Source organism: Streptomyces marokkonensis (assembly GCF_008312835.1).
Taxonomy (GTDB): Bacteria; Actinomycetota; Actinomycetes; order Streptomycetales; family Streptomycetaceae; genus Streptomyces; species Streptomyces marokkonensis_A.
The window spans coordinates 248,381-262,796 of sequence record NZ_VSKS01000005.1 but is presented as its reverse complement, the minus strand read 5'-3'; the positions used below and the strand labels follow the sequence as shown (position 1 = coordinate 262,796).

Annotated in this window: 12 protein-coding genes and 1 pseudogene; 7 read left to right on the top strand and 6 right to left on the bottom strand. The window is 68.9% G+C overall.

What is annotated here, in order from left to right; genetic code table 11:
* Window positions 1–26: 26 nt before the first annotated feature.
* From F1615_RS11620 to rsmI, 3 genes and pseudogenes are all read right to left on the bottom strand, one after another.
* Window positions 27–137: pseudogene (locus F1615_RS11620) on the bottom strand (hypothetical protein); the annotation flags it as partial.
* Between the two features lie 9 nt (window positions 138–146).
* Entirely contained in the window at window positions 147–1,028 is an 882-nt protein-coding gene (locus tag F1615_RS11615) for a TatD family hydrolase (RefSeq protein ID WP_149548828.1), read from the bottom strand.
* A 104-nt stretch (window positions 1,029–1,132) separates the two neighbouring features.
* Window positions 1,133–2,005, bottom strand: coding sequence for a 16S rRNA (cytidine(1402)-2'-O)-methyltransferase (rsmI, locus tag F1615_RS11610; RefSeq protein ID WP_149548827.1), 873 nt, complete (start codon window positions 2,003–2,005; stop codon window positions 1,133–1,135).
* A gap of 85 nt (window positions 2,006–2,090) precedes the next feature.
* On the opposite strand from rsmI, the gene F1615_RS11605 reads away from it, so the two are divergent.
* Window positions 2,091–3,836, top strand: a complete 1,746-nt coding sequence (locus F1615_RS11605; protein WP_149548826.1) for a dolichyl-phosphate-mannose--protein mannosyltransferase — start codon at window positions 2,091–2,093, stop codon at window positions 3,834–3,836.
* A 414-nt stretch (window positions 3,837–4,250) separates the two neighbouring features.
* Here the strand turns inward: F1615_RS11605 and F1615_RS11600 are convergent, their stop codons facing one another.
* The 3 genes from F1615_RS11600 to F1615_RS11590 form a co-directional block, all read right to left on the bottom strand.
* Window positions 4,251–7,349, bottom strand: a complete 3,099-nt coding sequence (locus F1615_RS11600) for an NACHT domain-containing protein (RefSeq protein WP_149548825.1) — start codon at window positions 7,347–7,349, stop codon at window positions 4,251–4,253.
* A 298-nt stretch (window positions 7,350–7,647) separates the two neighbouring features.
* The gene (locus F1615_RS11595; protein WP_149548824.1) at window positions 7,648–8,313 is read right to left on the bottom strand and encodes a YdcF family protein; all 666 of its coding nucleotides are present in this window, start codon (window positions 8,311–8,313) and stop codon (window positions 7,648–7,650) included.
* Entirely contained in the window at window positions 8,310–9,104 is a 795-nt protein-coding gene (locus tag F1615_RS11590; RefSeq protein ID WP_149548823.1) for a GntR family transcriptional regulator, read from the bottom strand. The genes F1615_RS11595 and F1615_RS11590 overlap by 4 nt, the downstream gene beginning before the upstream one ends.
* A gap of 443 nt (window positions 9,105–9,547) precedes the next feature.
* Between F1615_RS11590 and F1615_RS11585 the strand changes: the two genes are divergently transcribed.
* The 6 genes from F1615_RS11585 (at window position 9,548) to F1615_RS11560 (ending at window position 14,386) form a co-directional block, all read left to right on the top strand.
* Entirely contained in the window at window positions 9,548–9,817 is a 270-nt protein-coding gene (locus F1615_RS11585; protein ID WP_149548822.1) for a DUF6284 family protein, read from the top strand.
* Window positions 9,814–10,095: a DUF6303 family protein gene (locus F1615_RS11580; RefSeq protein ID WP_149548821.1), complete on the top strand. Its 282-nt coding sequence runs from the start codon at window positions 9,814–9,816 to the stop codon at window positions 10,093–10,095. The genes F1615_RS11585 and F1615_RS11580 overlap by 4 nt, the downstream gene beginning before the upstream one ends.
* Window positions 10,092–10,952 carry a protein spdB gene (locus F1615_RS11575; protein ID WP_149548820.1) on the top strand — a complete coding sequence of 287 codons (861 nt, stop codon included), beginning with the start codon at window positions 10,092–10,094 and terminating at the stop codon, window positions 10,950–10,952. The genes F1615_RS11580 and F1615_RS11575 overlap by 4 nt, the downstream gene beginning before the upstream one ends.
* Window positions 10,953–11,171: 219 nt before the next feature.
* Complete coding sequence (locus F1615_RS11570; RefSeq protein ID WP_149548819.1) at window positions 11,172–11,489, top strand: hypothetical protein; 318 nt, start codon at window positions 11,172–11,174, stop codon at window positions 11,487–11,489.
* A gap of 108 nt (window positions 11,490–11,597) precedes the next feature.
* Window positions 11,598–13,712 (top strand): FtsK/SpoIIIE domain-containing protein, encoded by a 2,115-nt coding sequence (locus F1615_RS11565; protein WP_149548818.1) that lies wholly within the window; start codon window positions 11,598–11,600, stop codon window positions 13,710–13,712.
* Between the two features lie 206 nt (window positions 13,713–13,918).
* Window positions 13,919–14,386, top strand: a complete 468-nt coding sequence (locus F1615_RS11560; RefSeq protein ID WP_149548817.1) for a hypothetical protein — start codon at window positions 13,919–13,921, stop codon at window positions 14,384–14,386.
* Window positions 14,387–14,416 lie beyond the last annotated feature (30 nt).

Genomic DNA, 14,416 nt, shown 5'->3' with positions numbered 1-14,416 from the left:
GTACGGGGCGGCCGGGGCCGCCCAGGTCACCCCCGCAGGCGGGCCCCGCGGTGCGGCCACGCGCCCGCGCCGCTGCGCACGTACAGCTTCCTGGCGCGGTACGTCTGTTCCGCCGCCGGCGCGTCCCGGGGCCGTCCGTGCGTCCGTCAGTAGCCGAAGGCGCGGGCCGTGTTCGCCCCGAGGGCCGTGGCCAGGCTGTCCTCGTCGATGCCCCGTACGGCCGCCATGGCACGCACCGTGACCGGCACCAGGTAGGGGGCGTTGGGCCGGCCGCGGTAGGGCACCGGGGTCAGGAACGGCGCGTCGGTCTCCACCAGGACCAGTTCCAGCGGGGCCACGGCGAGCGCGTCCCGCAGGTCGCCCGCGTTCTTGAAGGTGACGTTGCCGGCGAACGACATGTAGTACCCGGCGCTCGCGCAGATCTCCGCCATCTCGGCGTCCCCGGAGTAGCAGTGGAAGACGGTGCGCTCGGGGGCGCCCTCCTCCTTGAGCACGCGCAGGACGTCGGCGTGGGCGTCGCGGTCGTGGATCACCAGTGCCTTGCCGTGCCGCTTGGCGATCTCTATGTGGGCGCGGAAGGACCGCTCCTGCGCCTCCTTGCCCTCCGGCCCGGTGCGGAAGTAGTCGAGGCCCGTCTCTCCGACGCCCATGACCTGGGGCAGCGCGGCCAGCCGGTCGATCTCCGCGAGCGCCTCGTCCAGCCCCGCGTCCCCGCCCGGCTCGCGGGCCCCCTGCCGGGACCAGCCGTCGGGGTCGCCATGGACGATCCGCGGGGCCTCGTTGGGGTGCAGCGCGACCGTGGCGTGGACGGCGTCGTACGCCGCCGCGGTTTCCGCCGCCCACCGGGACCCCTTGAGGTCGCAGCCGACCTGCACCACCGTCGTCACGCCCACCGACGCGGCCTTGGCGAGGGCCTCCTCGACCGTGCCGGACTGCATGTCGAGGTGGGTGTGGGAGTCCGCGACCGGTACCCGCAAGGGCTCCGGGAGCGGCGGGGCGGCGTTCTTGTCGGGGGCGTTCGCAGACATGTCCCCGATCCTACGGAAGCGCCGCCCGGGGCCGTGTCCGGTGCGCGGCCGCCGCGTGGGAGCGGCCGGCCCCCACAGCCGTCGGCCCGCGACGCACCGCGCCCCTAACGGCGTTCCCCGGAACCGGCGTCTCCGCCGGCGTTCTTGGACGCGACCACCGCGTCGAACACCTGCCTCTTGGGCAGCCCCGCCTCCACCGCCACCGCGGCGATCGCCTCCTTGCGCCGCTCCCCCGCCTCCTCCCGCACCCGCACCCTGCGCACCAGCTCGGCGGCGTCCACCTCCCCGGGTCCCCGCTCGGGCGCGCCCTCGACCACCACGGTGATCTCCCCGCGGACGCCCTGAGCCGCCCACGCGGCCAGCTCGGCCAGCGGGCCGCGCCTGACCTCCTCGTACGTCTTGGTCAGCTCCCGGCAGACGGCGGCCCGGCGCTCCGCACCGAACACCTCGGCCATCGCGGCGAGCGTGTCGTCGAGGCGGTGCGGAGCCTCGAAGTAGACGAGGGTGCGCCGTTCCCCGGCGACCTCGCGCAGCCGCCCCAGCCGCTCCCCGGCCTTGCGGGGCAGGAACCCCTCGAAGCAGAACCGGTCCACGGGCAGCCCGGACAAGGCGAGCGCGGTGAGGACGGCGGACGGTCCGGGCACCGCGGTGACCTTGACGTCCCGCTCGACGGCCGCGGCGACCAGCCGGTAGCCGGGGTCGGACACGGAGGGCATGCCGGCGTCCGTCACCAGCAGCACGCGCGCTCCGCCCGCCAGTTCCTCGACCAGCTCGGGCGTACGGGCGGACTCGTTGCCCTCGAAGTACGACACGACCCGCCCCTTGGGCGTGACGCCGAGCGCCTGGGTCAGCCGCCGCAGCCGGCGCGTGTCCTCGGCGGCGACGACGTCGGCGCCGGCCAGTTCCTCGGCGAGCCGGGGCGGCGCGTCCGAGATGTCGCCGATGGGGGTGCCTGCGAGTACGAGGGTTCCGGTCACGCCCCCATCCTCCCAGTTGCGGACAGAGGCGGGGCATACCGGCCATGCGCGGGACTCACACAGCGGGGTTCCCTACGATGGCGCGGTGACCAGTACCGCGTCCTCCACGGACACCCGGCAGGAGCAGTCGTCGCTCGACGAGCGGCAGACGTGGCAGCAGCGGCTGCGCCGTTTCGGCTACCAGGCGTCGGGCCCCAGAGGGGACGTCCGTGACCGCCTGGTCCCGCCGTACACCGAGCCCTCGGGCCGGCTGTGGACGACGCTCGGGGTGTCGCCGCCGCTCGCGCGGCGCATCACCCGCTGGTCGGCGTGGGGCGGTCCGCTGCTGGTCACGCTGCTGGCGGGGGTGCTGCGGTTCTGGAACCTGGGCCGCCCGAAGGCGGTGATATTCGACGAGACGTACTACGCCAAGGACGCGTGGGCGCTGATCCACCGCGGGTTCGAGGTCAACTGGGACAAGAACGCCAACCGTCTGATCCTGGACTCGGGCGGGGACGTCCCCATCCCCACCGACGCGGCGTACGTGGTGCATCCGCCGGTCGGCAAGTACGTCATCGGGCTGGGCGAGCTGATGTTCGGCTTCGACCCGTTCGGCTGGCGGTTCATGACCGCGCTGCTGGGCACGCTGTCCGTGCTGATGCTCTGCCGGATCGGCCGGCGGCTGTTCCGTTCGACGTTCCTCGGCTGCCTCGCGGGCGCGCTGATGGCGGTGGACGGGCTGCACTTCGTGATGAGCCGGACCGCGCTGCTGGACGGCGTGCTGATGTTCTTCGTGCTCGCGGCCTTCGGCTGTCTGGTGGTCGACCGGGACCGGGCACGGGAGAAACTGGCCGCGGCGCTGCCGGTGGACGCGGACGGCCGGACGCGGCCGGACGCGGAGGTCGCCGAGCACACCCGGATCGGCTTCCGTCCCTGGCGGCTGGCGGCGGGCCTGATGCTGGGCCTGGCGATCGGCACCAAGTGGAACGCCCTGTACATCATGGCCGCGTTCTGCGTGCTGGCGGTGCTGTGGGACGTCGGCGCGCGCAGGGTCGCGGGCGCCCCGCGGCCCCGGACGGCGGTGCTGAGGCGCGACCTGGGCTGGGCGTTCCTGTCGACCGTGCCGGTGGCGGTGGTCACCTACTTCGCGTCCTGGATCGGCTGGATCCTCTCGCCGTCCGACGGCACCGGCGGCTACTACCGCGACTGGGCGGTCAAGGACGGCCGCGACAGCGACTGGTCCTGGCTGTTCCCTGACTGGTGGCGCAGCCTGTGGCACTACGAGAACCAGGTGTACGAGTTCCACGTGGGCCTGTCCTCGCCGCACACCTACGAGTCCAACCCGTGGAGCTGGATCGTCACGGGCCGCCCCGTGTCGTACTTCTACGAGTCCCCCGCGCCCGGCGTGGACGGCTGTCCGGCCGACGCGGGTGAGAAGTGCGCCCAGGAGGTCCTGGCCATCGGCACGCCGCTGCTGTGGTGGGTGGGCGGTTTCGCCCTGCTCTACGTGCTGTGGCGCTGGTTCTTCCGCCGGGACTGGCGGGCGGGCGCCATCGCCTGCGGCATCGCGGCCGGCTACGCGCCGTGGTTCCTCTACCAGGAGCGCACGATCTTCTTCTTCTACGCCATCGTCTTCCTCCCCTTCCTGTGCCTGGCCGTGGCGATGCTCCTGGGCGCGCTCGTCGGCCCGCCCCGCGCCGGCGACACCCGCCGCGTCGCGGGCGCGACGGCGGCGGGCGTGCTGACCCTGCTGATCGCGTGGAACTTCATCTACTTCTGGCCCATCCACACCGGCATCCCCATTCCGATCGACGACTGGCGGGCGCGGATGTGGCTGGACACCTGGGTGTAGCTGCGCAGACACGCCCTGGGAGCACGGCGGCATGCCGTGCCCTCAGGTTCGTTGTCGGTCGTTAGTGGTCGTCACTGGCCCCCCTCGGACGGCCCGGAGACGGCCCGGCGCTGGTCCCAGCAGATTTACAATGGGCCGATTACACCACCGTTGAGCAGGCCACTTCCCGCGCCGTGTTCCCACCAGATGAATTCCGGAGGAGGTGTTCCAGATTTCTCCCGGGCGGTAAGTTCAATTCCCCTCATTGAAAAAGCGCCTCAGGTCCGGGCCAGCGCGCGGCTTGGCCCGGAGATCTCTACACCCGGTCACCTCCGGAAGAGGTGCCATCTCGTACACGGCCTACTTCGACTTGACTGAGTGCAGCTCGGCGAGTACAGGACGGCGTTCCTTCCGGAAGGCCAAGGCTGCCAGCTGTTATTTGACGTGAATTTGCACGCCTGGAATTTCCAGAGTGGCGACGCTCACACCGTCGGGGGTTTCACACCCAGTGAGAACCACCTGCCTGAGATTACCAAACTGCATGAAGGCGTCACGCTCGGAGGGCACAACGCAGTTATGCAGATACAGGTAGGTCAACGAGGGCGGGGCACTTTTGAGCGCCGTGAGCCAGGCGTTCACATCGAATCTGTAGAGATACAGACTGCCGAGGCGGGACATTCCTGCGAGCTCCTCGAAGCCTGTCGCCATGACCTTATCGACGCCAACCAGATGCAGGTCGCGCAGGCCGGTGAGTTCGGTCAACGGACGCAGGTCATCCTTCGCCTCGATACGGGAGAGGCTGAGGAACCACAGCTTGGAATTCAAGCGCAAGGTGGCCAGGTCCAAGTCTTCAGAGACCGGAAGTGCAAGCCAGCTCAATTTTTTGAGGCCAGAGAGAATCGACAGCCCTCTCACTGAACCGGCACCAAACAGCAGGAGTTGCTCCAGGTCGGGATGAGCCTGAAGAACAGACAGGTCAGCCTCTTCCCTCATCGCGCTCACCCATAGCTGCCGCAGGGGAGGAAACTCAGCAAGAAACCCAAGTTCCCGCACTGGATGCTCTATCCGGACATGTGTCAGCAAACCCAACTGGCTGGCCACGCGGAGCTGGCCTGAATGATTGATCGATACCTCACGCTCCGCCAGTGGCAGCCGAGACAGAACATCATCGACATATGCGTCTGCGTCGAAGTAGTCCCATGCGCGGATGAGTTCATCGATGACCCCCTTACGCTCGTCTCCCACGTATCCTGCCAGCATTTCTCGAGATTTTTCACCCCCGATCAGCGCCACGGTCCGTACCGTCTGTTTTGCGGCTTTCTCAGTTAGTTGTCCCAATGACCGTGGCAACCAGCGCAACAGGCTGGATCCCACTGCCGCCAGCGCGGGCGGATCCGTTTGCCGCCTTGCCGGAAGCAACTTGGTCACGGCCTCATCCAGACGGTCTGCCAGCCCACTCGATACGGAAGGCAGCGTCTCCTGGCAGGCTGCTGCCAAGAGACGCAGCGTGCGCGCGTGCCGGGCTTCCTCCTTGGCGCGATCGAGGATGCCACCAAGCAGCTCTTCCCGTTGGCGAGTGTTGGCATGACCCGCCACCATAATGATCGTCTCCCGCCACAGATCCAGATGCGCTCGGCCGACCAGGTTGCCGATACGGTCCTCCTCCGCGGCCTCCTCGGCAGCGAGGTACTCCTGGAAGGTGCGATGTACAAAGTCCACCCGCCCCTCGGCGGGGGACCGAAGGATCCCGGAGCGGTGCCGTAGCTGCTCTAGAACCTGGTCGCCGTCCAGAACATCCAGGTGGCGCATAGCCCTCAGCTTCGCCGCAACGCACGCGGCCGCCCTCTCCAGATCGGTCTCGCTTCGATTGTTGTCTGACAACCGCCACGCGAGATCCCTCAGTATGACGAGTTTGTCACTGAGGCTGAGCTTGCTATCCACCGCACTTGGCACATTCCGATCCGCGTCCCGGTCGTGGACCAAAGTGTGCAGGGCGTTGCGATACAGCTCCATGCGATCTCGGGGGAGTTGACGTCCCCTGTTCAGATGCATTGCGCACAGCATGGCGGCCAACAACGGCGTACCCGCCAACGATTGAAGGTGCGCGCGGTCTTTGAGGCTGGTGAGCAGAGAGTGCTCGTATTGCGGAAGTTCATCTACGGCGCAGGGCAGCTCGCCACCCAGTTCGCGTACAGCTTGATGCCATTGCCGTACGAATGCCGCCAAGTCTGGTGGCGTCATCCGGTCCAGGTGGAGGGCTGCGAATTCCTCACGACACAGCCAGTCCGCGCTGGCCGCCGCAGGACGCGAGGTGACGACCACCCGTACACCGTCGTACTGCCCCAGCAGCTTGCGCAGCCAGTCCCGCACCCCTCGGCGTTCCCGGTCGAGTAGCTCGTCCACGCCGTCGATCAGGAGCAGTACCTTGCCGCCGTCGAGTTGTCGCTCCACCCACCCCCTAGGCATGATCCCGGTAATGGGCCCAGCGATTCCGTCAAGCATCGCCTCCGGGTTGGGGGGCGTGCGGCCGCTATACTCACGCAGCTTGATGAAGATAGGGGTGAGTCCGTTCCAGTCGGCCAGCTCACCCTTAAAAGCCCCGCGCGCCGCCATAATGGCCAGCCAGCGCAGCAAAGTCGTCTTGCCCGAGCCAGCCTCGCCCCGCAGCAGTACACGGGGCGCGCCACTCAACGCGGCCTCAACCCGCATGCCGGAGCTCTCGCCCCCAACTTCCTCCCAGTAGCTCATGTCGGGCCTGACTGGTGGTAGGTAGCGGGCAACACGTTGACGCTTCCCGTCGTCCCCGGTGGCCCGCAGGCTGACGTACGCGACAGACAGCCGTACACGGGGTGCGGTCGCCTGGTCAGACGTTCGACGGAACAGTTCCACTTCGTCGAGGTCCCTGCTGACCAGTTCCAGGTACCTCCGGCGGAAGGCCGTGTCATGGTCCGTGCCGTCCGGCGCGAACAGGGAACGATCCGGAAGGCGTTCCAGGATTCCCGCTACCTCGGCACCCAACGTGGCTGTTCGTGCTAGCAGTTCCCCCGCTGCCCGCTCCTCGAAGACCGGCAGGCTCCGCACAACGCGGACGTAGTACTCGACGCATTCGGCAAAGAGCACCTCGTACAGGCGGGATTCCGCCTCGTTCAGACCGACCGGTGCGCTCGTGGAACCGGTGATGCAACGGATGAGCTCGGCCGGGTGGGCGTTCGCGGCAAGGAGAGCCTCGTCTGAGAGGTCCGCCCGCGTAAACGTGTCGACCACGCCATCGATTACAGCCTGACGGCCGCCTTCCTCCAAGCTTTGGAAAGCGTGCTTCAGAAACGGTTCCAGCCGGTCGAACACCGCGTTGGTGATCTGCTCAAACTGTTGCCTGACCTCGCGCTGGAGCCGCACGCCGCGTACCCGTACCCGGACTAGCTCCTCCATCGACAGCAAGCGCTCCTGCTCCTGCTGCTTGCCTCCCAGCCACAACTTCCCCGCTGCATTCGCCACGGCCGTACCCAGCCGTAACGCCGCCGTCTCCGCGAACATTGGCACCCCTCCTCCGCGAACCTAGTCATTCTGACAGCAGGCAATGGCAGAGGGGTCTACAACCGAAGAAAGAGTCCTCCCCGGCGCTCGTTCCCGCAGTTACCAACTTATGAGGGCGCCCCCGCACTGCGTCAGCACGGGCCCTGCCTAGAGCTGACCAGGCAGGGCCCAGTCTGGCCCAGCAGGCTTTGGACCTGCCAGCAATGTGTACGAGCACCCCTGGCCTTGCTCGACACGGGCCCCGGACCGGGGAGGCGGCAAAGCTGTGGAGCCAATGGGCCCCAGCCATGACATATCCCTATTTCCACGCTGCAGTGTCTGCCACGAGTCGGCTTGTGAACCCAGCATTGCGCAGGCACTCGTACGCTGCGGCCACGTCATCGGGGATGCGCTGTTCGATCATGAATCCCTGTTGAGGATAGATCATGAGCCGCTGCTGCGCACCGACCAACATGTCGATGACCAGGCGTGCGTCTCCGATCGAGTCGACGTAGTCAGCCAGGGTCATGGGCGTGGAGGCGCTGACCCACTCGACTTCGGGCCACAGTTTGCGTGCAGTCGCGTAGGCCCGTCGTTCCTCGTAGGGCTTGCTGACCAGCAGGACGGACGAGACGGCGGCCCGGTGCTCCTCGAGCAGTGCGCGCGAGAAGCGGATGTTCTCTCCTGTGTTCCGGGCTTGCGGCTCAACGAGGATCACATCGGCCGGCACCCCCAGTTCCATCGCCCGCTCGCGGTAGTGCTCAGCCTCGCCACGCGGCATGCGGTCGCGTGTGGTGCGGCTGGTCGCCCCAGTGAAGACGATCAGCGGCATCATGCCCCGGCGGTAGAGATCAGCGGTTGTGTCCGCGACTCCGAGATCATGACTGCCGAGTCCGATCGCGACAGAACATGGGCGCAGATCGTGCCCCATCTGCTGGAAGTCCCAGAGCCGTTGAGCGTCGGCCCATGCCTGTGCTGAGATCACTTGCTCTCGCCCTCCGCTTTCGCTGAGTCGGGGACCTTGAAGTCGTACGTCCAGGAGAAGCGCGTCGCCGCGTGAACTCCGATGGCGAACTCCACCACGGTGCCGTCGGCCGTGTACGTCGTCCGATGCAGCTCCACCACCCATTCGCCCGGCGCGAGCTGGAGGAGCTGAACTTCGTCCGCCGTGGGGATACGTGCGAACAGCGTCTCCTGCATGTGGTCGATCTCGTATCCGGCGTCGTACAGGACACGGAAGCCACCGCCCCGGCCGGCGGGCCCCGGCGTCGGGTCGACGATGCGCGTCCCTTCCACGTGCTCGGGGCGGTAGTAGCTGGTCAGCGTGTGCGTCGGCTGTGAGCCTTCCTTGACCACGCGCGCACGTGCGTAGACCTCCGCGCCCTCCGGCAGACCGTGCGCCTGGGCGACGGCGGCCGGCGCCGGGGCACGGCTGACGGTCTGGGTCTGTTCGTTCCGCTTGTACGTGCGTCCGGACGCCACGCGGTCCGCGATGAACGCCACCTCATCGCCGTCCCGCCACTTGGCCTTGTCGTACCGCGCGATGCCGAGCCGCTTGAGCGGGGCCCGCTCACGGACGACCGTGCCGTGTCCGCGCGACGACGTGACCAGCCCTTCGGCCTCCAGCGCCTTGTAGGCCGCGTGGACCGTGGACTTCGAGCCTTCGCCCGCTTCCACTAGGTCCCTGATCTGCGGCAACTGGGCACCGGGCGCGTACTCGCCGTTCCTGATCTGTTCGGCCAGTCGGTCCGCAATCTCCCGCCACTTGGGCGCCATGCAGCACTCCTCTCGACATCGACCAGTGAAACACAGTCCCAGGACTGTTGACAGTCCTGGGACTGTGCGCCATGGTCTTACTGAGCGGCTCACAGTCCTAGGACAGCGAGCCCGGAGCGTCCCTATTGGGCTGCTCCTATGCCGCCCGGAGGGCTCCGTGAAACGGGCTCGAAGGAAGCGCAAGCGCCTTGAGAACTTCACACAGGGAACTGCCGGTAACCCGTGGTCCGCCTGCCCGAAGGGGTCGGAAACAAGGCGGAGAAGACCGGCGCACCCCGTACGGCACCCGATCGGTTCGAATCCGGTCCGGGGTACTTCGGCCACTGCTCAGTGGCCGAGCCGCGTGTGACACGCGGCTTTCTCCAACAACGGCGCACACCCCCGGAGGGCCAACTCCGGGGGTGCTGTTCGGGCCGTTCCACCGCTGAGAGGAACACGACCCAATGGAGCACATCGTCACTGTTCAGGACGCTGTTACCGCGTTCGCCGACTTCATGGAGCCGACGAACGCCGAGCTGGACGCGATCGAGCGGGAGATGCCCGTCATCCTGGCGGACGTCGACCTGCTGGACGCGCACATCACCACGCTGGACCGCACGCCGACCGAGCTGGACAACCGGCGCATCCGCCGGGCCCGCCGCCGCGCCCTCGCCGCCCGCGTCGCCCTGCTCAACCACACCACGGCCGCGATCCTGCCCGGGGGTGCGGCGTGAAGACGCTGACCGCGCAGATGTCGAGCACCGGCAGCGCCTGGCGCCTGTACGTCGTGCTGTACGGAGTACCGGACTGGCCGGCCTTCCGGTGGGAGCGGTTCAGGCCGGTGCCCACTATGGCAGAGCGCCGGAAGGCATTGGCCGCCCTCGGCTACGAGGTGGCGCCGGGTGCGGAGTGGTCCTGGACGGAAGACCACCGAGACCCCGACGACGACTCCACCCCGGTCGCGCTGATCGCGGCCGTCACGGTGCGCGGCCGGGACGGGGGCGCCGCATGAGGGCCAAGACCGTTCTGCCGGCCGTCGCGATGACGGCCGTGTCCATGGTTCTCACCCTCGCGGTGGTCGTGATGTGGCTCGGTACGGCGGTGCCGTGGCCGGTCGCCGTGGTCGTCGGTCTCGGCATCGACGGGGGCTGGCTGGCCACCCTCGCCTACGAACGCCGCCTGGCCGCGCAGGGCGACCACAACCGGGCCGTGACCGCCGTCGGCTGGTCGTTCGGCTTCCTCGCTGCCGGCGTATTGGTCGCGCACGCGCTGACCGCGGAGCACTCCGCCGGCGCGTGGCTGGCCGTGGCGTGGCTGCCGATCGCGGCCAAGGCCCTGTGGCTCGTACATAGTCTGTGGGAGCGCACCGCGCTCACCCCAGTCGCACTAGATGCCATCCGCGGGATTCAGCAGGAGGCGCGCGACGAGGCGGCCGTGGCCCGCGCCCGACTGCGCGCCGAGGCGGCCACCGAGGAGACCAGGCTGACGGCCGTGACGGAAGCTGGGGCCCGCATCGCCCGCGTCCAGGCACGGACCGCACAGACCTTGTCGTCGGCGTGGTCGACGCTGGAGACGGCCCGCACCGGCGAGGAGACCGGCAGGGCGCTGACCAGCGTGACGAACCGCGTCACACCCGGTGTCACACCCCGCTGGGAACTCCCCGTATGGGGGCCGATCGAACCGGTTGCGGCACTGCCGTGGGAGGCCGGTCCGGCGCTCACCGATGACGTCCTGGACGTCATCGTCGACGAGATCCGCCGCAGCGAGACCCCAGCCCTGTCCTACCGCGAGATGGCCGCCCGCTTCCGGGCCGCTGGCCACTCCGCCTCCGAGGTCCGTCTTCGGGCCGCGTGGAAGCGCGTCGCCTGATCGCTACAGGTTCTCGACGAACCGCATGACAGCGTCCCAGACGCGATGCCAGCGGCGGTGCCGCTTGCTGCAGTAACGGCGCCTGCGCCACCAACCGCGCGGCTGTTCCACCGGCACACCACACCACCTGCACGGCCGCGTACGGACCGCGGTTTCCCCACCCATGCCGCACACCGTAACCGCCTGCTTGTTCCCGCACAGACGCGAAGGGACCACCTGATGAGCAACGCTGATCTGCGTCGCCTGGACCGCGAGATCCGGGCGACCACGAAGAAGCTGGAGGCCGTGCGGCGGGGCGAGCTGTGGCCGCTGAACGGCCGCGAGCGCCGCGTCATGCTCCGCGCCGCCGCCAGTGGCACCTACCGCGTCGCCCGGGGCCGCAGCACCGGCCGCGCGGAAGAGCGGATCGAGTCCACCGGTAGCGCTGCTGAGATGCGGCTGACCGCGGAACTGTCCGCCCTGCACGCCGAGCGCCAGCGGATCGTCACCGAGACCGCCCGCGCTAAGGCGAAGCGGAAGTCGTCCGGCTGGTTCTGACCAGCCATTTCAGTGCCGGGGTGGCCGCCTCTTTCCACGGATCCGGCCACCCCGGTGCTCTCCTTCACTCCCGCCCCCGCAAAGGGGGCAGTCAGGAGCTCTCCCAGCATGTCTGAGAACGTCGTTCACCTCCACAAGCACACCGATCCACCCGCCGCCGACACCGCGCCCACAGTGCTCACGGTCGTACCCGACGCGCCGCCCGCGCGGCCGGTGCCGTTGTGGGTGCGCTCCGGCCGCGCGGTGAAGACCGCGATCACGCACGAGCGCACCAAGTCGGCCGGCCGCGCTGCGGTCCGGCACGGTCTGTACACGTTCAACGGTGGGCGGATCGTGGCCCGCCGCACCTGGGACGGCCGCACCGGCTCCCGCTACGAACGGATGATCCGCGCGGCGGAAGCTGCGGGGAACCTGGAAGCGGCCGAGGAGTGGGAGGAGCGCTTTCAGCGCTTCCGCGCCGCCCGCCACCACCGCCGCATGGACCTCTTGCACTCCCCGGTCGACGCCGCCAAGGGCGTCGCCGTGGGCGCCGGCATGAGCGTCGGGGCGCTGGTCGCCCTCGGGGTCGTCATGGCCGTTAGCACCGGCGACGCCAGGGACGTCATCACCCCGCTGTCGGCAACGGTCGATTTCGTCGCGCTGCTCATGCGGATCGTTCAGGTGGTGTGGGGGCCGCTGGTGTCGATCGGCCCGCTCCTCGCACTGCTGGCCCTGTGGTCGGTCGGCCGTAAGCAGCACGCCGCCCCCGCCTGGGCCCTGCCGACGAACGTCCGCTCCGGTGAGGGGGAGCCGATCACGCCGTCCATCGTCGTCAAGGCCCTCCGAGACCTCGGAGTGCCCGCCCTGGCCCGGGCCATCAAGGAGATGGGCGACGCCGGCGCGTCCATGCTCGGACCGATCACCATCGCCGGATGCGGCGTGGAAGTCGACGTGACCCTGCCTTCCGGGGTGTCGACCAACGAGGTACAGAGCAAGCGCCGCAAGCTCGCCGAGAACCTCACCCGGCACGAGCACGAGGTGTTCATCACCATCCCCCAGGCCGCCCGCACGGTGCGGCTGTGGATCGCCGACAGTGGGGCGCTGGACGAGCCGATCGGCCCCTCCCCGCTGGTCACCGACGACACGATGACCGCCGACTACACCAAGGGCAAGGCGCCGTGGGGGCAGGACCTGCGCGGCGACGCCGCCGCCCTGTCCCTGTATCAGCGCCACCTGCTCATCACCGGTCTGTCGAACCAGGGCAAGACCGTGGCCCTGCGGTCCCTGGCTCTGTGGCTGTCGCTGGATCGGTCGGTGCAGTTCCTCATGGGCGACCTCAAGGGCGTGGGTGACTGGGCCATGTTCGATGGGCTCGCGACCACGCTGATCCAGGGTCCGACGGATGAGCACGTGATCCAGGTGACCGAGATGGTTGAGGGTGCGGTGGATGAGATGAACCGCCGTATCCAGGCCCCGCCCGGCACCGTGTTCCCGCCGCTCATTGTGCTGGTGGACGAGGCACAGGTGGCGTTCATGTGCCCGGCCAAGGACGCCGACAAGCGCCCCTACGGCGGGTCCAAGGCGAACTCCCGCTACTTCATGGCCGTGCGCAAGATCCACAATCAAGGGCGGGCGGTGAACGTGCTGATGTGGCAGGGCACCCAGGACCCGACCAACGAGAACCTGCCCAAGCTCGTGCGCGAGGGCGCGCACACCCGCGCCTCCCTCGCCCTGGGCACCGAATCACAGGCCCGCATGGCGCTGGGGGACAAGGCCGTCGACGGCGGCGCCGCACCGAACCTGCTCCGGCCCGGCCTGGACCGGGGCACGCTGGTCGTCGCCTCCGACGGGATCACCATCCCGGCCGGACAGTCGTCCATCACGGTGCGCACGCACTACATCGACGACGACGCCGCCACCGCCATCACCGACCGGGCCAAGGCCCTACGCGACGGCGTCACCACCCTGCACGCCATCGAGCGGGGCCAGGAGCATGACCCGCTCGCCGACATCGCCGCCGTCATCGGCGACGCACCCCGCGTCCGCACCAAGGACGTCCTCGCCCGGCTCGCCGCACGCAACCCGGGCGCCTACGGCGGCTGGTCGTTCCTCGACCTCAAGCGCGTCCTCGACGACGCCGGCGCCAGCCCGTACAAGTCCGACGGCGTCATGGTCGTCGCCCGCGACCGCGTCGCCCGCGCCCTGACCGACCGCGACACCGACGGTTCCGCTTCCACCGACTGACGACAGGGAGCCAACCCGCTGCGGGTCAGGGAGACAGGGAGAACTCCCTGAACCCCTCCCTGACCGTCCTCCCTGACCCTGACCTGCACGAATGATCGTCCAGGGAGTCAGGGAGGCGCACAGGTCAGACCCCCGAAAGCCCGTCCACACGGCACCCCGAAGGGGGTGCCGTTGCCTCCCTGGCCATGTGCCGGAAGGGATTCCGCATGCATCCCGAACACGCCCACCGAGTGTCCGGCGAACGGGCTGTGACCACCTACCACCCGACCCCGATACGGCCGCCTGCCGTCGTCCACCCGGCACCGGTCGTCCACGTCCAGCCGGGCACCGTTCCGGCGGTCGCGAGCATCGTCCTGCCGGACGGCCGGATCGTCACCGGCTACGCCATCGATCACCCGCAGCCCGCCCCGGTCGCGGCTAAGCCGGCCGTCTCGCGCACGGCGGTGAACGTCGCCCTTGGGGGCGTTGGATTCCTCGCGGTGTGCGGCGGACTGCTGTTGCTCACCTCATTCATCGCCGCCCTGACGGCGTTCGTCTCCCAGCTCATCATCCTGGCCGCCGTCATCTTCGGCGGATGGATCGCCGTCCAGGTCCTCGGTTCGAGCGGCCACAAGGGCGGCACCACGGTGAACATCCGCCGGGCGGTGTTCAAGCGCAACCACTTCCACGGCTAGCTACGCCAAGGGCGGCCCCCGATTCCGCCA